The sequence below is a fragment of the Niastella sp. OAS944 genome, assembly GCA_024809215.1.
Lineage (GTDB): Bacteria > Bacteroidota > Bacteroidia > Chitinophagales > Chitinophagaceae > Niastella.
In genome coordinates, this window is sequence record JANUBW010000001.1 from 1,129,859 (window position 1) to 1,154,556 (window position 24,698).

Here is a 24,698-nt window from a genome sequence, read left to right on the forward strand (position 1 = left end):
GGAACTCAAAAATTCGGTTTATGAAAAAGCATGACACCCTGGTAAAACTACATGATGATAAGTATTACATCCTGGCATCATCTTCGTATGCCGATGATCGTGTACTTACCCTGAATTATGGCGATACTTTTGGCATCTTCGACCGCTGGGGCGATATTAAACAATTTGGCATCTGTGTACAGGGCATTTATCACCAGGGCACCCGCTTCCTGAGCGATATGGAACTGGAGATAAATCATTACCGCCCCATGTTGCTGAGCTCGAATATCAAAAACGAAAACGAAATGTTATCGGTTGACCTTACCAATCCCGATATCAGTAACGACAAAGACATTGTAATTCCCAAAGGCACCTTGCACATTTCACGCAGTAAGTTTTTGCAGAACGGTATTTGTCATGAACTGATCGTGCTGTTCAATTATGGTTCGCATACGTACGAAACAGAACTGGAGATCACATTTGATGCCGACTTCAGAGATATATTTGAAGTGCGGGGTATGGAAAGAAAACAACGCGGTAAACAACAGATACCTGTTATTACTGCTAAAAACCAGATAACGTTATCCTATAAAGGGCTCGATGGTACTGAACGGCAAACCAATCTGCATTTTGATCCTGCACCTGCTGCGGCAAAAGAAAACAAAGTACATTATAAAATCAAGATCGCGCCCCAGAAAGGATTTACCATAAACTGTACTTCGATTTTTACTGTAAAAGAAAACCCGGTTGAGTTTGAACCATACACCGCAGCCTATAACAAGCTAAAGACAGGCATGGACAAAAGCCGGGAAATGATTGCCGAGATCTTTACCGACAACGAACAATTCAATAACTGGATCAACCGCTCAAAAAACGACTTATTATCGCTACTTGTACAAACACCTTATGGCAGTTATCCTTACGCGGGTGTTCCCTGGTACAATACCGTATTTGGCCGCGATGGCACCTTTACTGCATTGGAAACATTATGGGTAGCGCCCGATATTGCCAGGGGCGTATTGTTGTATCAGGCCGCACGACAGGCCACCGAGGTAAAACCTTTACAGGATTCAGAACCCGGAAAGATCTTACACGAAATTCGATCGGGCGAAATGGCCGAGACAGGTGAAATTCCTTTTAAACTGTATTATGGCAGCATTGATACTACGCCGCTATTCATTGTACTGGCAGGGAATTATTTAAAACGCACAGATGACCTGGACACCATAAAAGAAATATGGAATAATATTTTGCGGGCGCTGGAATGGATAAAGACCTATGGCGATGCCGATGGCGATGGGTTTGTTGAATACCAGCGCAAGGCAGAAAGTGGTTTGGCCAACCAGGGTTGGAAAGATTCGCATGACTCTATTTCACACAAGAACGGCGACCTGGCCAATTTCCCTATTGCCCTGTGCGAAGTACAAGGCTATGTATACGACGCTAAAAATGAAGCCGCTTATATAGCACACCGCTTAGGTCATAAAGAAATGGCTGAACAGTTAGTAAAAGAAGCTGCCGAATTGAAGCAGCACTTCAACGAAGTTTTTTGGGATGATGAATTAGGTGCTTACGTGCTGGCGCTGGATGGCAATAAAAAGCCCTGCCGGGTTGTATCATCAAACATCGGGCACTTATTATACTCAGGCATTGTGCTTCCAGAAAGGGCGCATAAGACCGCCGAAGTGCTTATGCGAGATGATATGTTCAATGGCTGGGGCATTCGTACCCTGTCGGCGAGAGAGGCACGGTATAATCCTATGTCGTACCATAACGGCTCGGTATGGCCGCATGATACTGCCATTTGCGCTTATGGCCTGGCCCGTTACGGATTAATGGACCAATCGTTACGTATAATGCAGGGACTGTTTGATGCATCATTATTCATAGAACAACAACGGCTGCCTGAATTGTTTTGTGGATTTCCATTCCGGCGCGGCGAATCACCCACCGCCTACCCGGTTGCCTGTTCGCCCCAGGCATGGTCGGTAGCCGCCGTGTTCCTGTTATTACAGGCATGCCTGCGTATTTCTTTTGATGGCCATAATAAGAAACTCACATTATATAAACCTGTATTCCCGGATTATATAAAACAGGTAAAGATCTCTAACCTGCGCTTTGGTGATGAGGTATTTGAGCTTGACCTGGTGAAGTATGAGCATGATATAGGAATTCATCTTTTGAAGAAACCTGCTGGTTGGGAGATTGTTGCTATCAAATAATAACGGGTTACCAGTTACCAGGTACCGGTTGCCAGGGATCCGATTAGCGGAGTTCCTGATAAGTTATCAGCATGCCGCACATAAAGCCCGGCAACTGGAAACCGGCACCCGGTAACTAACAAACCTGCACCACTTCCATTCCTAGTAGTAAACCAAGCTTCTTTATTTTAGAAACTATGTGCCCCACCCCTACCGCACAATGATGCGCGGGGCCATGGCTGTTCCAGTCGTTCACAAAGCGGCGGGCGCCAATGGAGAATTTATATCTGCTGTTGGTATTACCAATTTCCAATATAGGGCCGGCAACGGAATCAGCTTCAGCTGTCAACAGCATAAGCTTACCATTTCCCTGTTGCACAACCGATAATAAAGTAACAGGGCCATTCTTTACAGACATTTCTACCGACAGTCCGCGCCCTACTTTACCATGATACACATACAGGGGGCGCACTTTTGTTTTTCCTTCTGCAATAGCAATATGGCCGGGACCATCGTGGCCCATCAGCACCACATCTTCATTAAAATCCATAGCATAGTATTCGGTAAATGAGCCGCCGGCGCCAAAACTATCCATGATCTTCATTGCCTGTGCATTCTTGATCTCATACTCGCCCGCCACCGGAATACCATTGGCGGTAAGCAGTGAATTACCAAGAATAATAGAGCTGATGGCATCTTCATTTTCATGGTTCCCTGTGCCTTTGTAATAATACGCCATGGAGCCTAACTGGTATTGGGCCGTTAAACGATCAAGCGCAACGGATGTGCGGGCAGCGCGTTTTAGTTCAGCTTCTGAACAATCTGACTGTACATCAAACTTAGCATGAAACAATTGCACGCGGCCTTCAATTTCCTCATCGGTTACCTCACGACGTAAGGCAGCCAGTTCGTCCACTTCTATCAACTCAATATGCCCGCCAAAGAAGCGGTATTGTTGCGTGAGGTCTGAATATATATCTAACATTCCGCTGTAATAATGTCCCATACAGCCCAGACGGTTAAAGGCCATGGTGTGTGCTACTTTAGCAGCTTCTACCCATTCCAGTATTTCTTTCCAACATTCCACATCATTACGCAACATACCCGTTACCTGGTAAAATTGCACACCGGTACGCAGGAACACATTTGCTATTTCAGGAACCGGGCAGGCAGAACACCAGGCCAGCCATTCACCCGTCATGCGGGTACGGTCGTTCATTTTATTGAAGGTGGTATAATTGATAGCAGCTTCGGGCGACAGGTTGAGCACAATCACTGGTACTTTGGCCTGTTGCACAACAGGCAATACAGTCGATGACAGTGCATAGGTAGTTACGTAGAGGAAAATTATATTAACGCCTTCGGTCCTAAAGCGGTGACCGGCTTCAAACGCTTTATCGGCAGTATCAACCAAACCGGCGTTCACAATATGGGGGTGCAGTTCGGCAATGCGGGTATGTACGTCGTTCAGGTAGCCTTCGAGGCGTTCTTTTAAACCTTCAAATTGCGGCCAGTAAGTATCCAGTCCAATCCCAAACAAACCAATTTTAAATGCGGGCGTATGCTTCATGTATTAGAATACGCTAAATAACGGCCTTGCCACCAGTACAGAGGTAAAAAAAAGGTCGGGCCTCCCTTGAAGGGGGACCCGCCCTATCATTTAATTTATTCTTCTCTTACTGTAACGAAACTTTATACTTTGTTACAGTATGGTATTTTTGACCCGGTTGTAAAATGGTAGAAGGGAACTTTGGCTTGTTAGGTGAATCGGGGAAGTGTTGTGTTTCGAGACACAATGCTGTACGAAAATTCACCGGTTTGCCGCCGCTGCTAAATTTACCATCGAGGAAGTTACCGCTGTAGAATTGAATGCCAGGCTCAGTGGTATATACTTCCAGCTTACGGCCGCTGGTAGTGTCTGACAAAGTAGCTACCAGTTGCAAAGTGCTGTCTTTACGGTTCAACACATAGTTATGATCGTAACCACCGGGAGCACCACCAGGCACAGAATCAATACGGGCGCCAATGGTATGCGGTGTAGTAAAATCGAACGGTGTACCAGCAACTGCTTTGATCTCACCGGTTGGAATAAGCGTAGTATCAACCGGTGTAAAATGATCGCCGTTTATTTGCAGGGTGTGGTTCAAAATAGTGTTTTCGGTGCTGCCGGTAAGGTTAAAATAACTATGGTTGGTTAAGTTAACCGGGGTAGCTTTATCAGTTTCTGCAGTGTACTCGATATTCAGTTCATCGGCATCAGTTAAAGTATACACAACAGTTACTTTCAGGTTGCCGGGGAAACCTTCTTCACCATCCTTGCTCAAATAAGTTAAAGTAAGTGAAGAGCTGCTATCGGCCGCAGGGGCTGCATCCCAAACCACTTTATCGAATCCTTTGTTACCGCCATGCAGGTTATTTTTTCCATTGTTAGCCGCCAGCGTATACGTTTTGCCATCGAGTTTGAATTTGGCATCGCCAATACGATTACCATAACGGCCAATGAGCGCGCCAAAATAAGGTGGCTTTTTCAGGTATTCGTCAAGCGATTCCATACCTACTACCACACTCGATTTGTTACCATGTTTATCGGGGGTAACCCATGAAGTAACAATACCACCATAATTGGTGATGCCTACAGTTACACCGTTCTTATTGGTAAGGGTAAACAACTGCACTTTTTTTCCATCTGTTTCACCCCAATCTTTTGTAGTTACACCTGCTTTGATCATTGTTTCAGAATTTTCTTGTGAAGTTTGTTGGTTTTCGCCGCCGCATGCAACCATGCCGGTGATAAGGGACAGCAGGGCAACGTGGCAAATCAATCTGTTCATATGGTAATCCTTTAGTGAGTTAACAAATGGTTTTTTGAAAATTTGTCAAATATCTGGTATTTTTTTCTGCTAAACACACTATTTTAACTCAAGCACTACTACTGAGAATGGGGGCATTTTCACACTAAGCGATTTACCTTTAAGTGCAGCCCCGGTGAAAGGAGCTGGTTTTATTTTAGCAGGGGTTTCAAAACTGTTATAGTCCTGCAATTTGGCGCTTGCCAGTATGCGGCCGGTAACGGTTTTCAAATTACCACCCTGCAGGTCAATTGAAATGTCTTGCGTGGCTTTGGGATCGATATTTACCAATGAAATATGCACCAGTCCGGTTGAATCTTTACTGGCAGAAGCTGAAACAGCCGGTAATTTTTCTTTACCAAACACATAATCGTTGCTCTTGATGGTAAGAGGGATCAGTTTAGCATCCTGATGTACATTGTACATTTCCATTACATGATAGGTAGGCGTCAGGATCATTTTTTCGTCCTTGGTTAAAATTACCGCTTGTAACACGTTAATGGTTTGCGCCAGGTTGGCCATACGCACCCTGTCGGCATGGTTATGGAAAATGTTAAGTGTAGCGCCGGCGATCATAGCGTCGCGCATGGTGTTTTGCTGATACAGGAAACCGGGATTGGTACCAGCCTCTACATCGTACCAGCCACCCCACTCATCCACTACCAGGGCTACCTGTTTTTTAGGATCGTATTTGTCCATGATGGCTGAATGTTTTGTCACCAGCGAATCCATAAACAGCGCCTGCTTCATGGTAGCAAAATATTGCTCTTCACTAAAATCAACAGCCGGTCCCTTTTTATTCCAGTTTATAACAGAATAGTGATGCAATGCCAAACCGCCTAACATGTTTAACGGAATGTTTTTCATAAGCACTTCTGTCCAGTTATAATCTTTTGAATTGGCGCCCGAAGCTATGCGAAAGATCTTTGTTTCGTTCGACCAGCCGGTCATGAACGTAGCATACTTACGGTATACATCGGAGTAATACTCGGGTTTCATATTGCCACCGCAACCCCAGGCCTCATTACCAACGCCCCAAAACTTCACCTTCCAGGGTTTTTCGCGGCCGTTTTGACGGCGCAGGTCGCTCATAGGGCTTTTGCCCTCAAAACTTACGTATTGCACCCAGTCGATGAGTTCCTGTACGGTACCACTACCCACATTACCCGCCAGGTAGGGTTCGGTGCCAATAAGCTCACACATATTTAAAAAATCGTGTGTACCAAAGCTATTGTCTTCGGTAACGCCACCCCACCAGGCATTCACCATGGATGGACGTTTGTCTTTGGGGCCAATACCATCTTTCCAATGGTAGGTGTCGGCAAAACAACCGCCGGGCCAGCGCAGATTGGCGATCTTTAATTTTTTGAGCGCATCTATAACATCATTGCGTACCCCATTACTATTGGGGATAGTTGTGTTTCCTTCTCCCACATAAAAGCCACCATACACACAATGGCCTAAATGCTCGGCAAAATGACCATAAATATTCTTGTTTATGGTAGTTTTTGCATCATCTACTTTAAATACAAGGTTGTTTTGGGCAAGCGAACGAGCAGCGATCAGCGTTGAACAAGCAAAAAGCAAAGCAAAGCGTTTCATGTAAGAGCTTTAAGATGAATAATTAATAAATGTAACAAATTGGTAGTTTATAGCAACAGCGAGAACTGGCAGCATGGTAATCGTTAATTTTATTAAAAAAGAAAAATGGGTTCTGGAGGAACCTTTGGGACCGTGAAACTAAGTAAAATAGGCATATATGTCAATTTTACGTTTATATTTTTTTTACAAAAAGGGGATAGTTGACGAGTTAACTGGTTAACGAGTTGACTAGTTGTAGTTGAAAAGGTGATATAGTTGATAAAGGTGATAAAGGGAATGCAGAAAAAGGCAAGCGGGAAGTAGTGAGTGGCTAGTGGGAATACAGAGCTGACGCGCTTTGGGATTAATTACTGATCTTGCGCCGCCTGAATTTTATTGCCGATTGCCGATTGCCGATTGCCGATTGCCGATTGCCGATTGCCGATTGCCGATTGCCGATTGTTGGCCCACTAGCCATTTACCACTTACCACTAGCCTTTTCACTAACTTTACACAATGCAACAATCAGTGGCCCATATTAGAATAAAAAAGATCAATGCCAACGGGCAAATGGAGGTGGATGATGAGCTGGCGGTGGAAGAACCGCTTGAGATACAGCTGGCCTGGCAGGATGCCACGGGGTTTGTGCAAAAAAACATTTCCGTTACCATGCGTACCCCGGGCAATGATGCCGAACTGGCTGCCGGTTTTTTGTTTAGCGAAGGCATTGTTGAACATATTGATCAAATACAGCATATTCTACCCCGGCAAAATACCGTGCTGGTGGGCCTGGCTAAAGGAGTGGTGCCGAAATTGCAGCAAACTGAACGGAACTCTTACACAACTTCCAGCTGCGGCGTTTGTGGTAAAACCAGCATAGATGCCATTAAAACGGTATCGGTTTTTGCCAAACAAACAGGGGAACTGGTAGTGCCTCCCGCTTTATTTTACGGTTTGCAAAACACTATTCAGCAACAACAGGTAGTTTTTGAAACTACCGGTGGTTTGCATGCCGCCGCCCTTTTTGATGTACAGGGTAATTGCCTGCTGTTGCGTGAAGATGTGGGCCGCCATAATGCGGTTGATAAAGTAATTGGCGTCGCATTGCAAAACAGGTTACTCCCCCTGCACCAACATATTTTGTTATTGAGCGGCCGGGCCGGTTTTGAATTGATACAAAAAGCCGTAATGGCCGGTATTCGCATTATTGCTGCTGTAGGCGCGCCAAGTAGTTTGGCAGTGGAGCTGGCCACGGAGCATGATATTACGTTGATAGGGTTTCTTAGAGCGGATAGATTTAATGTGTATAGTGGGGCGGGCAGGATAAAAGTTTGAGAAGTAAGTAGACCTAAGACATTAAAGGCCCGTTTTTTAAAACAACTTTTAGTAAAAAAACAATGAGCGACAATCATATTCCCGGTGCTGAAAACCCGGAAAAATTTACCGGTTTACAGGTGGGTGAAGTGAAGAAATCGGCAGCCGGTATTCCAGCCATTATTGAAACCGTAAAACAGGTGGTTGGCGAAGCCGGTGTTGCCCGCGGCTTTAAAGCCCTGAACCACATGAATAAAAAAGATGGTTTCGATTGTCCCGGTTGCGCCTGGCCCGATCCTGATGATGATCGCTCATCACTGGGTGAGTATTGCGAAAACGGCGCTAAGGCCATTGCTGAAGAAGCTACCTTAAAGAAATTAACAACCGAATTCTTTGCACAACATGCAGTGCAGGAGTTAGCCGCACTTACCGATTATGAAATTGGCCGCAAAGGCCGTATTGCCCAGCCTATGTTTTTACCTGCCGGCGGTACCCATTACCAACCCATCAGCTGGGACGACGCCTTTCATAAAATAGGTTCAGCATTAAATAAACTGTCGTCCCCCGATGAAGCTATTTTTTATACCTCGGGCAGAACAAGTAATGAAGCCGCGTTTCTATACCAACTTTTTGTACGTGAATATGGTACCAATAACCTGCCCGATTGCAGTAATATGTGTCATGAAAGCAGTGGCGTAGCCCTGGGCGAATCGCTGGGTATTGGCAAAGGTTCGGTAAAGCTGGAAGATTTTTATGAAACTGAGGTGATCATCATACTGGGTCAAAACCCCGGCACCAATCATCCCCGTATGTTAACCGCTTTGCAAAAAGCAAAAGCCAACGGCGCCCGCATCATTGCAGTGAACCCATTACCCGAAAGCGGACTTATGGGTTTCAACAATCCACAACAGCTTAAAGGCTTGTTGGGAATGGATACGCATCTTACCGATATCTTTCTGCCCATAACCATTAACGGCGATATGGCGTTAATAAAAGCCATTGCCTACCTGTTATGGCAATACGAACAACAGCAACCCGGTAAAGTGCTCGACTATGAATTTATAAAGCAAAATACCGAAGGCTTCCACGAATACATCAGCGATCTGCAACAGCAGAACCTGGAACATTTATCACAAGCTTGCGGCATTTCTATTGCCCAAATAACGGAAGTAGCAGAGCTGTTAAAGAACAAAACCCGCATTATTGCCTGTTGGGCTATGGGGCTTACACAGCATGTGAACGCCGTTGATACCATTAAAGAAATTGTGAACCTGTTGTTGCTGAAAGGCAGCATTGGTAAACCGGGCGCAGGCACCTGCCCCGTACGTGGGCATAGCAATGTACAGGGCGACCGTACCATGGGAATATATGAAAAACCCAGTCAGCAGTTCCTGAACAATATAGCCGGCAATTTTAATTTTCAGCCACCGCAACATCATGGGTACGATGTGGTAGAAGCCATTAAAGCCATGCATGGCGGCAAAGCAACGGTGTTTATTGCCATGGGTGGAAACTTTTTATCGGCCACACCCGATACCAATTACACAGCTACAGCATTAAGTAAATGTTCGTTAACCGTACATGTATCAACCAAGCTTAACCGCAGTCACCTGGTGCATGGTAAAGAAGCGCTTATTCTTCCCTGTCTGGGCCGTAGCGATAAAGACATGCTTAATGGCGAAGAACAAATTGTATCGTGCGAAAACTCCATGGGCGTAATTCAATTATCGAAAGGGGTTTTGCAACCCGTATCGGACCAGTTGTTAAGCGAACCGGTGATCGTTTGCCGGTTGGCCAAAGCCACCCTGGGTAATAGCAGCCAGGTAAACTGGGATAAATATTTACAACACTACGATCATATACGTACCGATATTGAGCGCACTATTGCCGGGTTTAGCGATTACAATAAACGGGTTCGCGAACCAGGCGGTTTTTATTTGCCTAATTGTAACCGCGAAGGTTCATTCAATACGGTAAGTAAAAAAGCGCATTTCAATATTGCGCCCATCACTACCATAAAATTGCACGCTAATGAATTATTGATGATGACCATTCGCAGCCACGACCAGTTCAACACCACTATTTATGGTTTGAACGATCGTTACCGTGGTATTTATAAAGAACGGCGGGTAATACTCATGAACCAGCAGGATATGAATGAGCGTGAACTAAAGCAGGGAGATGTGGTAGACATTTACAATCATCATGGCGGGGTTGAGCGGGTAGCCCATAAATTTATTGTTGTGCCCTACCCTATTCCGGTTAAATGTACGGCCACCTATTTTCCAGAAGCCAATGTGTTAGTTCCTGTGAATAGTGTGGCCAAAAAAAGTAACACGCCTGTTTCAAAAGCTGTAGTTGTTACTGTTAAGAAGGCTTCTGTTTAGCTGGTAACTTATGAGAATGTAGGTTAGAAGTTGTTCAGTTATTCAGTTCATAGTTCACAGTTCTTTTCGGGATTCAAAAGTATTGGCCGAGCTGTTGCCGCTCACCATTGCCGATTCACGAAAAGCGAGTCTGGAAATTCGGAGGCCCCTTTCACGTTTGCCGTTTCACGTTTCACGATAGCGAGCCTGCATATAAACGAGCCAAAAAAGGCCGCGAAGAAACCAGTTTAAACCTATTAAACCAGTCTCCCCGCAACCCTGAAGGTGAACCCTGTAAAACTAACCTTCCATAACCCTAAAACTTAGTACTACTAAACCATTTATTTAACTAGTTAATTTACCTTCTTTTATAGCGACCCACCAACTCCCCATATGCCAACACATGTCCCTCCATCGCCTTCTCCAGTGTATTCCGGTTGGTATCGGGTGAAAGCGTAAGCGGCGCATCCAGCGCATACACCTTAAAATAATAGCGGTGAATGCCGTATGGCGGGCAGGGGCCTCCATATTTATTCTCTCTAAAATCATTGATTCCCTGCTCTTTAAATAATATATCCTCCTTTATGTGCGAAGACACCGGAATGTTCCAGGCCAGCCAGTGCACCCAGGCGCGTATGGGCGCATCGGGGTCATCCATTATAAGCGCCAGGCTTTTGGCCGTGGGCGGAATATCATAAATATCTATCGGCGGATTAACATTGGCCCCATCGCAGGTAAACCGCGGCGGAATAAACCCGTTGGTCTCAAACTCGGTACTGCTGATATGCAGAGCGGCAATGTTGCGAAAGGTTTGTCGGGCTGAAATATCGGCGGTGGTAAATTTCATGGCTATACTTTAGATATAGTTTGGTGTTTAATTCAGCGTATAACCAAATGTAACGTCCTTACAAAACTTTAACAATGACGATGATCACACATTGTTGTGACGGCCGCAATAAGGCGAGTGGGTAATTCATTGCTATAAGTCAATTAGCTACAACAATTTGACCTGCTTCATTCAATAACTTTTCCCTTTTAACCGTTATATATACACAAATGCCCGCCCGCCCGAACAAAGTTCAGTCGGTTCCCTCCATTAAACCTACCCATAACCCCTACGTCATACATAATAATGATTAGGAGCATGTACTTTAACCAGTAATCAGATGGATTACAAGTTGATATACTTGCAAACCGCAGTGCAGCAGTTGTATTATTGTGATGTGGTTTACTTCTCTTCACTAAAAAAATCACTGTTATGTCCAGCTATCCTTTCAATGCAAGCTTCACTAAGCAATTCAGACAGGAACAACCCGTGACATTCTGTGCTGAAGAAAAACCGGTTCAACAGCTCGTTTTAAGCACCTACAGCCGCATGAACGATACAGAAGTAAATGCCTTAGGTAAATCGCTTAACGAACAATTGTTTGATAACGCCATCATTCACCGCCTTCTTACAAAGCTTACCTTAAATGATATAAGAGATGCAGCCCGCTTAACAGCTTTTGTAAAAGACACCCATCAGGAACTAAGCAACCACGCCAGTGCGGAACCTTTCACTGCGCAATACTATAAACACCTAATTGAATTGCTCACGTCCTTCCAGGAGTTGTTGGATGAGTACGACATGAATGGACAGGAATTATTAATGGGTAATTTAAATGCCTGCTATTTTAATGAAACCAGCTTTGCCGTTAACCAGTCGGTTGACAGTGAAGAAGTGGCTACCATGCACCGTATTATTGAAGACTTCCTGTACCAGGTGGGCGAGTACTATCAGTACTTTCATCTGTTGCTTCAAAAAGAATCGGAGCAGACAGAAAATAAGAACCGCGTTACGGTTATGTCGCACGTATCTTATTACCTCGATACCCTGATCACCTGCACAGAAAAAATGATCATCAATATAGAAGCAACGCTTGATATGTTGTTGGAGTGGGAAACTTCACTGCAAAGCCGTGAATCACAAATGTTGTTCAACTAGTTCATAATTCACAGTTAACTGTTCTCAGTTCCTTTAAGTTTGAGATCCTGAGCGTTTTGATCATCTCAATTTCCATTTTGCGCGATACCACATGCATGTGCACATAACTTTTCTCAATATTGGTATATGTACAAAATTCTTCTATGGTAATAAGCGCACGTTGTTGCTTACCATAATAACTACGCATTTGCTGCATCTTCTGCCGCGCGTCGTCATAACTTATTGACATAATTCTGGAAACATCTATTGCACTAATATGCCATTGTATAAAAAATGGCCTGGTTTCGTCCTGTATCTTACTGAAACAGGGAAGTGCTTTAGACCTTACATGTGTTCTGGTAACTTTAGTTTTTTGAGCAGTAACGGAGATTTGTGGAATAAAGGCCATACCATGATTCATTTAATACCCGCCTGGTGTAAAAACCAAACGTGCAAGTTTTGCCAATAACGGCTCGGCTTACCAATCAGAATGCCTTTCCAATATATTATAGACACCTCTACTATATGCTCATTTGTAAAGGGTGGGCTAATTTACAACTTTCAGGTATACACGGCGAAAAAAATTAACACACATTTGATATTAATCAAAACTACTCCGCAGCACGCCTTCTAACCCCAATCTGGCATAATAATTATGTGAGATATTGGTTACACACAACCCGGGGTATATGGAAAATAAAAAACACATTTTCAACGATAAGCTGCATTGGTATAAAGACGCCATTATTTACGAACTGCATATAAAAGCATTTTGCGACAGCAATGGCGATGGTATTGGTGACTTTGGCGGCCTGCTCGAAAAACTCGATTACCTGCAGGAACTGGGTGTAAATACCATTTGGCTATTGCCCTTTTACCCCTCGCCCCTGCGCGATGATGGCTACGATATTGCCGACTATTATAAAATAAACCCAACCTATGGCAATATTGCGCAGCTGAAAACACTGCTCGATGAGGCCCATCAGCGCAACCTGAAGATCATTACCGAGCTGGTCATAAACCATACCTCTGACCAGCATCCCTGGTTTCAACGGGCCCGTAATGCCCCAAAAGGGTCACCCGAAAGAAATTTCTATGTATGGACCGACGACCCTACTCAATATAAAGACGTACGCATCATATTTCAGGACTTTGAAGCCAGCAACTGGACCTGGGACCCCGTTGCGCAACAATATTACTGGCACCGCTTTTTTCACCACCAGCCCGATCTCAATTACGACAACCCACAGGTGCAAAAAGAAGTATTCAACATCATTGATTTCTGGTGTAAAATGGGGGTTGATGGTTTCAGGCTCGATGCCGTGCCGTATTTGTACGAACGCGAAAGCACCAATGGCGAGAACCTGCCCGAAACGCATGCCTTTCTGAAACGCTTACGCGCGCATGTAGACGAGAAGTTTCCCGGCACCGTTCTACTGGCCGAAGCCAATATGTGGCCCGAAGATTCAGCTTCGTATTTTGGCGACGGTGATGAATGCCATATGAACTATCACTTCCCTGTAATGCCCCGCATGTTCATGGCATTACAAATGGAAGACCGCTACCCTATTACCGATATTTTTGATCAAACCCCTACTATACCACCCAACTGCCAATGGGCCATCTTTTTGCGTAACCATGATGAACTTACGCTTGAAATGGTTACCGATGAAGAGCGCGACTATATGTACAAAGTGTATGCAAAGGACCCCAAGGCGCGTATAAACCTCGGTATTCGTCACCGGCTGGCGCCATTGATGGAAAATAACCGCGAGAAAATAGAGCTGCTCAATTCGCTGTTGTTCTCACTGCCCGGCACACCTGTAATTTATTACGGCGATGAAATTGGCATGGGCGATAATTTTTATTTAGGTGACCGCGACGGCGTACGTACCCCTATGCAATGGTCGCCCGACCGTAATGCCGGGTTCTCACATGCCAACCCGCACCAACTATATCTGCCGCTAATACTCGATCCTGAATATCATTACGAGTCGGTGAATGTAGAAATGCAGCGCCGTAATACCTCATCGCTTTTCTGGTTTATGAAACGCATGATAAACATGCGAAAGAAACACAAAGCATTTGGCCGTGGCGATCTTACTTTTTTAAATGTCGACAACCCGAAAGTGCTGGCCTTTTTACGCAGGTATGAAGAAGAAACGCTGTTGATCGTTGTAAACCTGTCGAAGTTTGCACAGGTATCGGAAGTGCCGCTGGAAGGTTATAAAGGCTATGCGTTGATAGAACTGATGAGCAGGAATAAATTCCCGGCTGTAGGTAAGGCCGAAACCTATTTCTTTACGCTTGGTCCGCATACATGGTTATGGTTCTCGCTCGAAAAAGCGCATCCTGAAATTGATGATAAGAAGGCTATTCCGTTGTTGACGGTAAATAAACTGCAGGATGTTGTTGCAAATAAATCAACCAGGGCCGAGCTGGAGAATGCCGTACTACCCGGCTATCTTAAACAATGCAAATGGTTTACCGGCCGGGCGCGTCAGGTGCACAATATGGAGGTCATAAATTATGTTCACGTTGATTCAACGGCGAACGCCTTAATATTACTGATTGAAGTAACCTATGAAAGCGGACTGCCCGAAATGTACCAACTGATGGTAACTTTTGCACAAGACCCGGTTGCCCGCAAACTGGCAAATAGTTTTCCGCAATCCATTATTGCCTATATTCATATGGGTGAGCAGGAAGGTATTTTGTGCGATGCATTGTTCGTAACCACTTTTCAACAATGGCTTTTACATAACCTGGTGCGCAATGAATCACTTACCGATGGCGACAATAACCTCATATGGTTTCATAACAACAGTGCATTGACCAATTACGCGGCACAACACGAAGACATAAAATCAAAAAAGTTTGAGGGTGACCGGTACAATGGTTCCATTACATATGATAACAATTTCTTTTTGACCATTTACCGGCGGGTTGATTATTTTGTAAATCCCGATACAGAAATAACCCATTTCCTTAGCGAAACGGTAAAATATGAATATGTACCCGCCTTTTTGGGCGCTATTGAATGGAGCACCGACAAAGGCATGATCACCACAGGCATGTTACAGGTAATGGTTGAAAACCACGGCAGCGGCTACAGTTATATGAAGGAACGCGTGTACAATTACATTGAAAGAATTCTGGCGTTGAACCAGGATAACCTGCCCACCTGGGAAATGCAGGGCAGCCTTACCGAACCAGCGTCTTTTGAAGAGTTGCCCAATGAACTTAAAGATTTATTAGGAAGCCGTGCAGCCGAACAGGCAAAGCTGATAGGCACCCGAACCGGACAAATGCATTTGGCGCTGGCAGCGGGTAAAGAGATCAAGGATTTTAAACCAGAAGAATTTTCACTCCACTATCAACGTTCCCTGTTTTCGGCCATGGTATCGCTGGTACGGGAAGTATTTCAGAACCTGAAAAGGAGCCTTAACAAATTGCCACAGGAACTGCAGGCAGAAGCAGAGGAATTACTAAAACATCGTGACGATGTATTGAACGTATTTAAAAAGATCTACACCAAAAAGCTGGATGTACTAAAAATAAGGATCCATGGGTTTTATACCTTAAGCCAGGTATTGCTAACAGGGAAGGACATTGCCATTCAGGGTTATGGTGGCGATCCGTTGCGGCCGTACAGTGAAAGGCGGTTGAAAAGATCGCCCCTGCATGATGTAGCCACCATGCTGCGCTCGCTGCATAATGCTGCATATGAAGGATTTCAGGAGAACCATCATATTTTGGATGAGAACCGACCGAAGTATACGCCTTTTTTAAGGTTGTGGGCGCATTATATGGGTGGCTTTTTTATGAAGGCATATCTCGATGCGGTAGCAGGCAGCCAGTTTGTTCCAACTGACAGAAGCGATTTCAGGGTAATGATCCAAACGTTCTTATTGGAGAAATCGTTGAATGATCTGAATCATGCGTTGAATAACAACATTAATTCTATTGTGGTGCCTATGAGGACGATTAAGATTATTATTAAGTAGGATGCCGGCAATCGTCAATCGTGAATCGGCAATGGTTGCCGAAGTTTATGGCCGCTATCGTGAAACGGTCCGCCAGCTGGCGGATGAAACGTGAAAGGGGCCGCTCAATTACTTCTTCATTTTACATTCGTAATTCAACATTCGTCATTCTTTTTTTTCACACCCGCCGCAGGCGGTGTGTGAAAAAAAAGAGCGGTTCGTCTTAACGAACCGCCCCCGTCTAACGTTGGTAGCTTGCTTTATGCTATCAGCGTTTGCTTAACCAAATTCAGGTTTTCGGGTTAAGATAACAGATTTATTCTGCTTTCCGGAATATAGTTTTCTGCTCCCGTTCTTGCCTCTTTACAAACAATTTGAAACAGTTTTTCTATCTTCCTGCTTAACCGATCGCCTTTTGATTAATCTGATATAAATTTACTATTTGTATAAAGCAGAAACAATGACCGTCATCATACCCCAAAAAATTATTCCCCGGCGGCACATTTTTGAATGATCTCAATCAATATCGTGCTACTTATTTAATTTGTATCTGCTTAATCATCACTCAATTGCATTTTCTTGTGAACAAGCGGCGCACTAAAATCGTTACAAGTACAATTGAAGTAATAATAATCGGTAAATTACTATCGAAATCAAAACGGTTCCGGTTAGTTTATGACAACATTCTGGACTGAAAATAGCATCCTTACAAATCAAAATGAAACCACCCCGCCTGGTGAGATCTTCGATGAATTTTGTCAGGCCATTGGTTACTATTACCAACAGAAAGGTTATAAGTACACCAGAAGCCGTCCTAAGGTTAAAATTGAATCGCGCGACCTTTTTGTAGAGATCAATTTTTGGAGCAGCCGTAGCAATATGGCGGGCAGTAGCGTTGGGTTGGAAATACTGCCCTACGTTGGTTCCAAAAAATTAAAAAAATGGATCAAAACAAATAAGACCGGTCGCAATGAATATATTTACGGACCTACCAAATACGATTTCCGTTTTCAGAATATTTATGGCGCCACCGTTGATTTCTTTCTCGACCTTATTTTAAAGATCGATAAGTACATTGCCGAGCAGCTTGATATAGCTGATAACAAAAAATTCATCGACAAACTGCTTACTGAAAACAGCAACGAGATCATCACCGATAATTTTGCCTGCTATCTCGCCATGAACAACGATCTCCGGTTACAGGAGTTTATTGAATCGCATCCTGATGGGGTCAGTAGTGAATTAGTTGCTAAACTAAAAGAACTGACCCAGGAGGACCGTGAATCGGCGAATCGTGAAACGTGAAACGGCTGTTCAATTTTGAAGCTCGCCTCTGTAATCGTGAGGCGGCAATCGTCGGCAATCGGCAATAAAATTCGAGCGGCGTAAGATCAGTTATTAATCTCAAAGCGCGGCAGCCCTTTATCAACTTTATCGCCTCTATCAACTTTTCAACTAGTCAACTCGTCAACCTACCACTTACTACTCACCTCCAACACACTCTCATTACCAGTACGATCAACGGCAGTAACAGCAATACCATTTAACTTATTCTTTCCTGAAGCAAGACCTAATGACAAAGTGCGATCATTACGATTGAGGATAATGTAATTCCATTTATCGGCATACTGATAATATACTACATAATGAAACACGTCGCTTTCATTGGGGTGTGTCCAATTAATTCTTAAAGAGTCATCTACAGTTACAGCAGTAATGTGGGGCGGTTCGGGCGCCTCTTTATCAAGCCAGGTGCTGGAAGGCACCAGGGCCTGTTTTTTATACGGCCCATTGATAACAGCTTTAGCCAGGGTTGCATCCTTTATAAGCGAACCAATACTCCAATGTACATCGCCATTGCTTTTAGGCAACATGCCTCTGCTGATCATGATCTGGTTTACTACTTCTGTTGCATTTGTGGCAGTTGTATCGCCACCAACACTTATACCCGGCCATAAATGGCGGTCCATTTTATTTTCATTTATCCACCAGCCAAGTAAAATAGGAAAGCTGAGGGTTGAACTATTTATTTTCCAGTATAATTGAGGCGTAAAATAATCTATCCAGCCCTGATTCAACCAAAGGCGTGCATCGGCGTACAATTGATTGTACTGATCGAGCCCTTCTGCAATGGAAGGATACCCGGGTCGCCAGGTGCCAAAGGGACTCAATCCGAATTTCACATGTGGCTTCTCGGCCTTAATGTTTGTATATACCTGTTGAATAAGTTCATTTACGCTGTTGCGGCGCCAGTCGCCCCGGCTAAGGTTACCACCACTGCTAACATAAGCAGTCCAGCTTGCCGAATCGGGGAAATCTGCATTACCGTTATATGAAGGATACGGATAGAAATAATCATCAAAATGCACTCCATCTATATCGTATCGTTTAACAATATCCATCACTACTGCATTGGCATGTTCGCTGGTGCCTTTTAATGATGGATCGAACCACCAGTGACCGTCTTTTAATTTCACTACAAGGTCACTTCTTTTTTTCACCATCGAGTTTTCCGACACTTCACCGCCGGCAGGCGAATGTGCCCTGTATGGGTTTAACCATACATGCAGTTCGAGCCCGCGATCGTGCGCGGCTTCAATCCAAAATTGTAAAGGATCATAAAAAGGTGATGGCGCTTTGCCTTGTTTACCGGTAAGAAAGTATGACCAGGGTTCCAGCTTGCTTTCATACAAAGCATCGGCCTGTGGCCGTACCTGGAAGATCACGGCATTGAAATTATGCGCCTTTAAAAAATCGAGGAGTTGAATGGCTTCCTTTTTTTGCTGTTCTGTTGAAGAACCTCTTTTACCCGGCCAGTTAATATTGGCTACTGTTGCTACCCATGCTGCCCTGAACTCTGTTGCCGCTTTTGGCCCCTGCCTTTCGGGCTCAACAATTCCTTTTGGCGGAACAGCTGTTGTTGTAACTGTTACTTTTTTTGAGTGACGACATGAATACAATGTAACTACCAACAGGCAGCTTGCCACAAACAGGAAAAACCTATTAACCATAGAAATAGAAAAGTACTTTTTTAATTTACAGAAGCGCTAAAAATATAACAATTAGGTGTAACACGCAATGCGAAACGGTGAACATACAATACAAAACGGTCAATGAAGGATATTAAACGAGGGGTGCATAAAAACGCAGGAGTATAAATATGTAACCCGAATGCTTCTTTTCAACACTTGAAGCTCTTGCTGCCTCATTTTGCAACGGCAGTGGGTGACTTTTCTGCCCCGGTGAGTGACTTCCCTTGCTAACTGCGTAACCCGCCCCATTACTGCAACACTTTAGACACCTGCTGCGCAACTTTATGGCATAAGTGCGCAGCTCCACTTCATTGGTGCGGCACAAAGGTGTTTTGCTGCGACACTTACCTGTTTTGCTGCGTGATTTTATTATTAAGTGCTGCAGTTGTTCACAACAGTGTGACACTTATAGCAGGAAGCGTAGCACCTGATGAACGGGATCATGCACTTTAGCTGAGAGGTTAGCACCAGTTGGCTGTAATCACGCACCAGAAGAACATAGTTACGCAGCAAGACTGCTGTGCAACACACTTTTTTGTTTTGCTGCCAAATCATTAACGCAAAACGCCCAACACGAGTCACGTGCTGAGCGTTTTACATTGAGATTGAGCCCTTTATTAAGGCAATATCTTCACCTGGATGTTCCTGTAATACACTTTACTATTGGGATCGTGCCCCTGTAAAGCGAACGTGCCACTTGAAAGTACGCGGCCTTTCATATCATCGCTACGTTTTACATTATCAGGCTCGGTATATTCAACCACTGTTTTACCGTTAATTTTAGTGGTCACCTTTTTACCCTGTACAATGATCTCTTCGGTGTACCACTCATTATCTTTTACAAAAACCTCTTTTACATCCTGCACCGCATACAGGCTGCCTGTACGGCGCCAGTCGGTATGTGAGTTGTTCACCTGAACTTCATAGCCTTTCGAAGGCCAGCCGCCCTGCTGAAAAGCGGTATGAAAATAAATGCCTGAATTGGAGCCGGGTGTTGTTTTTACCTCAGCTTTAAAATGGAAATTGGTGAAGTTATGATCACCTACCTTGCCATCGTAAAAAAGGTGTGCTACATCACCATGGGCTATGATCATTCCGCTATCTACAGTAAAAGATGCTGCATTATCGCCCACCTTCCAGTCATTAAGCGTTTTGCCGTCGAACAGCGATACAAATCCCTTTGACTTTTTTTGTGCAACTGCTACACCACCCAGCATACAGGCTGCTATTGTTAACAGGTATGATAACTTTTTCATGCTTTTCATTTGCATGAAGGTAGGTGTTTAGCAAATGCAGTACAGTCAATCATTTTTTAAGCGGCTTTCTTTTTATTTTCTTTAAAGCGCTTGTCGGGTATACCATCTTTTTTCAAACGTTTTGTAGTATCACCGGCAGGTGCCTGGTTGGCTTTCCAACGTTTGTTATCAGCAGCTACATCTTTCTTCCAGCGTTTTGTGGTATCGCCGGCCGGAGCTGCATTAGCTTTCCATTTTTTGGGTTCGCCATCTTTTTTCCAACGCTTGGTAGTGTCGCCAGCCGGAGCAGGATTGCCTTTCCATTTCTTGTCGGCTGCACCGTCTTTTTTCCAATGCTTTGCGGTATCACCGGCGACGGCATTTGCTTTCCATTTCTTTTCAACTGCACCGTCTTTCTTCCAACGTTTTGCAGTGTCGCCGGCAGCTGCATTGGCTTTCCATTTTTTGTCGGCCCCGCCGTCTTTTTTCCAATGCTTTGCAGTGTCACCGGCAGCAGCATTGCCTTTCCATTTCTTATCAGCTGCACCATCTTTCTTCCAATGTTTTGCAGTATCACCGGCAGCCCCGTTATTTTTCCATTTCTTATCGCCTGCGCCATCTTTTTTCCAACGTTTTGTAGTATCGCCAGCCGGCGCCTGGTTCTTTTTAAAAGCACCCTGATTTTTAGCTACTTCTTTTTTAGCGTGGGGATTTTGCGCAAAATTATAACCGGTAAATGCAACTAATAAACAAATAACAAGTAAGACTTTCTTCATAATAGATATTGTTTCTTTTCTGAACTAACAAAAATAAAACCAAAAATATCAATTAAAATTGCATTAACCGGTTATAAAAAAAATAGCCTAGCGTTTTCCAACCCAATGCGGATAAATAGGCACCTGTTCGCTTACTGCATCCAGTTTCAATAAGTGCTCAGGCAATAAGTTCCAGCCTGTGGCTTCAATATTCTCCAACAATTGTTTTTCATTACGGGCGCCTATTACAATATTTGATACCGTTTTATTTTGCAGCAGCCAGTTGATGGCGATCTGCGAAACGGTTTTACCTGTTTCTCCCGCTATTTGTACTAACACATCAACTACGTTGTACAAAAGTTCATCGGCTACCGGGGGCGCACCAACCAGTCCGCCCGCTTTTATTCTGCCCTCTGGCAATGGGCTATCACGTTTGATCTTGCCAGTTAACCTACCCCAGCCCAGCGGGCTCCAAACCATAAGGCCCAGTCCCTGGTCTTGCAACATAGGCATCAATTCCTGCTCATAATCGCGCCCTATGAGCGAATAATATCCCTGGTAAATAATGTACTTCTCCAGGTTATTCCTTTCCGAAACAGCCAGCGATTTCATCAGCTGCCAGGCAGTAAAGTTTGAAGCGCCAATATACCGCACCTTGCCGCTAGTAACCAGGTAGTCTAATGTTCGCAGGGTTTCTTCTACGGGCGTTTCATCATCGGGGCCATGCATAAAGAACACATCAATATAATCGGTACCCAGGCGTTTCAAACTGTCTTCGGCTTCTTTTATAAGGTGGTACCGGCTGCTGCCTCTATCGTTGGGATGTTCGCCCATGCTGTATGTTGCCTTAGTAGCAATGATCACTTTATTGCGCCGGCCCTTTATGACTTGGCCCAACACTTCTTCTGATGCCCCCTGTGAATACACATTGGCCGTATCAAAAAAATTAATGCCTCTTTCCAGTGAAATATCAACGAGGCGCGAAGCTTCTTTGGCATCGGTATCGCCCCAACGCTTAAAGAATTCATTGGTGCCGGCAAAGGTGCCTGTGCCTAAACTTAATACTGGTACTTTTAATCCTGATCTTCCTAAATTCCTGTATTCCATTTTTTGTGAATTTTGTTATCACAAAACTCACAAACCGGCAAAAGGCTATAAAGGACATATATCACGTATTTGGTGTGATAAACATCACGCGCCTGTCAGGCGGCTAAGCGTTTCGCGGGTTACACCCAGGTAAGATGCGATGAGGGATTTGGGAACACGTTGAAACAACCCGGGGTATTGGGTTAGAAGGTTTTCATAGCGGTCTTTTGCTGTACCGCTTATAAGGCATAATGTTCTATGTTGAAGTTCGATAAGATCAGCAGTTGTTTTCTTTCTAAAGAAGTATTCCATCTTACGCAGTTCCCGGCAAAGTTTTTCGCGGTTCTCTAAAGTAATAAAGAGGGTATCGCAATCTTCAAGACAATCAACCTGCAATTTGGCAGGGGTTTTATCATGATAAGCCTTGGGATCGGTGATCCACCATTCCTGCATGGCGAATTGAATAATGTGCTCTTTGCCTTCGGGATTTATATGCGATGCTTTCATTAGGCCACTGAGCAGAAAATATTCATTATGCACATACTCCCCTTCCCTGATGATATTCTGATGCTTTTTAAATTTTATGGATGAGAAATGCGAAAGCACCAGCTCATATTCTTCATCGGTTAATGGTACTATTTGTTCTATTTGTTTACGCAGGATGTTGCTCATGGGTGGCTGATTGTGGGTTTATAACAATGTTGGCCGGCATTTGTTTGTAATGCAGAAAAGCGCCCCAATAATTTAGAGCGCCTTTCTGTTCATACTTTATACCACAGGCATTAACTTTTCTTATTTTCTTTAAACCGTTTGTCGGGGGTTCCGTCTTTTTTCTTGTGCTTAACAGTAGTATCGGCTGCAGCCTGATTCTTTTTGTAACGCATATCGGGCGTTCCATCTTTTTTTACGGGACCGGCAGTTGCATCTTTAGCCGGTGCTTTTTTAGTTTCTTTTTTAGCAACATCTTTTTTAGCCGGCGCGGTTTGGGCAAAGCCAATACCTGTACAGGCAAATAACATACAAAGAATAACCAGGATCTTTTTCATAACTGTTACTTTTTGTTTAACTTAATATTCAAATGTAAACCCAAAAAACCACACAAAACCTGCGTTAACTACCCATTAAAAAATACCTATTGCCATCTGTAGCCGAACGAATAAAACAATTTAACAGTAATCGCCAGCCCCAATATACCGCCTTCAAATACCGGGCAATGGCCAAAGATGCATTTACCTTTTACCGGGGCACAGCCCATGTATTTTACGATGATCTGCTGCATGTAAACCCGTTGCCTGCATCGCCGCTCGCCTGGATCTGCGGTGATCTGCATATTGAGAATTTTGGCAGTTACAAAGGTGATAACAGGCTGGTTTACTTCGACATCAACGATTTTGATGAATCCCTGCTGGCCCCTGTAGCCTTTGACCTTACCCGAATGGCAACAAGTATTGTTGTTGCGCTTGTTGTAATGGGCGCCACCAATACAGCGGCTAAAAACATGGCGCTCCACTTTCTTAAGACATATTCAGCGGTATTAGCCAAAGGCCGGAGCCGGTATATTGAACCGCAAACCGCCAGCGGCATTGTACGCAGCTTTTTACTAAAAGTGAGCGAACGCAGGCAAAAAGAACTGGTAAAAGAACGCACTATTAAAAAAGACGGACAACTGGCTCTTTATATAGATAACGAGCGGCTTTTCAAATTAGACAGATCGTTAAGATCGGCCTTATGTGACTTCGCTTTTACCTGGATGCATAACAGCGCGCATCAACACCAGTTTCAGGTAATAGATGCCGGGTTTCGGTTAGCCGGTACAGGCAGCATTGGCCAAAAGCGTTACCTTTTTTTACTGGAACGGGTAAACGGTGAACGTAAATACCTGTTGCTCGATATGAAACATGCCCAACAACCTGTATTGCAATCACAGCTATCTGTTAAACAACCCCAATGGTCATCAGAAGCTGAACGCATAGTGGCCATTCAGGAACGAATGCAAAACATTTCACCCGCATTATTGGGTGTTGGCATATTTAAAAATGAATCATACGTACTAAAAGAGATGCAGCCCACGGCCGATAAAATAAACTTTGCTGCACTGGAAAACAGGTACAACCATATTGAAGATGTATTGAGTAACATGGCCCTGGTGGCAGCCTCGGCCCATTTAAGAAGTTCGGGCCGGCAGGGGGCTGCTGTCTCCGATGAGTTGATTGAATTTGGGCGGAATGGTTCGTGGGTAGAACCTATCATCAATTATGCCTTACAATATGCCAGCCAGGTAAAAACTGATCATCAGCTTTACCTGGAGGCTTACCGTGCGGGATTCTTTAAATAAAAATAGTAAGGCTCCC

At 44.2% G+C, this 24,698-nt stretch carries 18 protein-coding genes; 7 read left to right on the plus strand and 11 right to left on the minus strand.

Features of this window, described 5'->3' with window-relative positions:
• Positions 1–20: 20 nt before the first annotated feature.
• A complete protein-coding gene (locus GGD38_RS04255; protein WP_375299263.1) occupies positions 21–2,201 on the plus strand; it encodes a glycogen debranching N-terminal domain-containing protein in 2,181 nt (726 codons plus the stop codon).
• A 115-nt stretch (positions 2,202–2,316) separates the two neighbouring features.
• Here the strand turns inward: GGD38_RS04255 and GGD38_RS04260 are convergent, their stop codons facing one another.
• From GGD38_RS04260 to GGD38_RS04270, 3 genes are all read right to left on the minus strand, one after another.
• Positions 2,317–3,750, minus strand: a complete 1,434-nt coding sequence (locus GGD38_RS04260) for an arabinose isomerase (RefSeq protein ID WP_375299262.1) — start codon at positions 3,748–3,750, stop codon at positions 2,317–2,319.
• A gap of 106 nt (positions 3,751–3,856) precedes the next feature.
• Positions 3,857–5,011, minus strand: a complete 1,155-nt coding sequence (locus GGD38_RS04265) for an aldose epimerase family protein (protein ID WP_375299261.1) — start codon at positions 5,009–5,011, stop codon at positions 3,857–3,859.
• Positions 5,012–5,089: 78 nt separating this feature from the next.
• A complete protein-coding gene (locus GGD38_RS04270; protein WP_375299260.1) occupies positions 5,090–6,631 on the minus strand; it encodes an alpha-N-arabinofuranosidase in 1,542 nt (513 codons plus the stop codon).
• A gap of 495 nt (positions 6,632–7,126) precedes the next feature.
• Between GGD38_RS04270 and fdhD the strand changes: the two genes are divergently transcribed.
• Together fdhD and GGD38_RS04280 are read left to right on the plus strand one after the other, a co-directional pair.
• Entirely contained in the window at positions 7,127–7,945 is an 819-nt protein-coding gene (gene fdhD / locus GGD38_RS04275; protein ID WP_375299259.1) for a formate dehydrogenase accessory sulfurtransferase FdhD, read from the plus strand.
• Between the two features lie 62 nt (positions 7,946–8,007).
• Positions 8,008–10,311 (plus strand): FdhF/YdeP family oxidoreductase, encoded by a 2,304-nt coding sequence (locus tag GGD38_RS04280; protein ID WP_375299258.1) that lies wholly within the window; start codon positions 8,008–8,010, stop codon positions 10,309–10,311.
• 337 nt (positions 10,312–10,648) lie between these two features.
• On the opposite strand, the gene GGD38_RS04285 is transcribed toward GGD38_RS04280, so the two are convergent.
• Positions 10,649–11,137, minus strand: coding sequence for a YbhB/YbcL family Raf kinase inhibitor-like protein (locus tag GGD38_RS04285; protein ID WP_375299257.1), 489 nt, complete (start codon positions 11,135–11,137; stop codon positions 10,649–10,651).
• Positions 11,138–11,548: 411 nt separating this feature from the next.
• Between GGD38_RS04285 and GGD38_RS04290 the strand changes: the two genes are divergently transcribed.
• Complete coding sequence (locus GGD38_RS04290) at positions 11,549–12,274, plus strand: hypothetical protein (protein ID WP_375299256.1); 726 nt, start codon at positions 11,549–11,551, stop codon at positions 12,272–12,274.
• A 1-nt stretch (position 12,275) separates the two neighbouring features.
• Here GGD38_RS04290 and GGD38_RS04295 read toward each other — a convergent pair whose 3' ends face one another.
• Positions 12,276–12,503, minus strand: coding sequence for a hypothetical protein (locus GGD38_RS04295; RefSeq protein WP_375299255.1), 228 nt, complete (start codon positions 12,501–12,503; stop codon positions 12,276–12,278).
• A 439-nt stretch (positions 12,504–12,942) separates the two neighbouring features.
• Between GGD38_RS04295 and treS the strand changes: the two genes are divergently transcribed.
• Both treS and GGD38_RS04305 read left to right on the plus strand, forming a co-directional pair.
• Positions 12,943–16,260: a maltose alpha-D-glucosyltransferase gene (treS, locus tag GGD38_RS04300; RefSeq protein WP_375299254.1), complete on the plus strand. Its 3,318-nt coding sequence runs from the start codon at positions 12,943–12,945 to the stop codon at positions 16,258–16,260.
• Between the two features lie 654 nt (positions 16,261–16,914).
• The gene (locus GGD38_RS04305) at positions 16,915–17,544 is read left to right on the plus strand and encodes a hypothetical protein (protein ID WP_375299253.1); all 630 of its coding nucleotides are present in this window, start codon (positions 16,915–16,917) and stop codon (positions 17,542–17,544) included.
• A 167-nt stretch (positions 17,545–17,711) separates the two neighbouring features.
• Here the strand turns inward: GGD38_RS04305 and GGD38_RS04310 are convergent, their stop codons facing one another.
• The 6 genes from GGD38_RS04310 to GGD38_RS04335 form a co-directional block, all read right to left on the minus strand.
• On the minus strand, positions 17,712–19,250 hold the full coding sequence (locus GGD38_RS04310) for a glycoside hydrolase family 10 protein (protein WP_375299252.1): 1,539 nt from the start codon (positions 19,248–19,250) through the stop codon (positions 17,712–17,714).
• Positions 19,251–19,888: 638 nt separating this feature from the next.
• Entirely contained in the window at positions 19,889–20,527 is a 639-nt protein-coding gene (locus GGD38_RS04315) for a DUF1080 domain-containing protein (RefSeq protein ID WP_375299251.1), read from the minus strand.
• A gap of 56 nt (positions 20,528–20,583) precedes the next feature.
• On the minus strand, positions 20,584–21,282 hold the full coding sequence (locus GGD38_RS04320; protein ID WP_375299250.1) for a hypothetical protein: 699 nt from the start codon (positions 21,280–21,282) through the stop codon (positions 20,584–20,586).
• A gap of 87 nt (positions 21,283–21,369) precedes the next feature.
• Positions 21,370–22,368 carry an aldo/keto reductase gene (locus GGD38_RS04325; RefSeq protein ID WP_375299249.1) on the minus strand — a complete coding sequence of 333 codons (999 nt, stop codon included), beginning with the start codon at positions 22,366–22,368 and terminating at the stop codon, positions 21,370–21,372.
• A gap of 84 nt (positions 22,369–22,452) precedes the next feature.
• A complete protein-coding gene (locus GGD38_RS04330; protein WP_375299248.1) occupies positions 22,453–23,019 on the minus strand; it encodes a Crp/Fnr family transcriptional regulator in 567 nt (188 codons plus the stop codon).
• A gap of 110 nt (positions 23,020–23,129) precedes the next feature.
• Positions 23,130–23,393, minus strand: a complete 264-nt coding sequence (locus GGD38_RS04335; RefSeq protein ID WP_375299247.1) for a hypothetical protein — start codon at positions 23,391–23,393, stop codon at positions 23,130–23,132.
• 89 nt (positions 23,394–23,482) lie between these two features.
• Here GGD38_RS04335 and GGD38_RS04340 point away from each other — a divergent pair, with 89 nt between their 5' ends.
• Positions 23,483–24,682 carry a DUF2252 domain-containing protein gene (locus GGD38_RS04340; RefSeq protein WP_375299246.1) on the plus strand — a complete coding sequence of 400 codons (1,200 nt, stop codon included), beginning with the start codon at positions 23,483–23,485 and terminating at the stop codon, positions 24,680–24,682.
• Positions 24,683–24,698 lie beyond the last annotated feature (16 nt).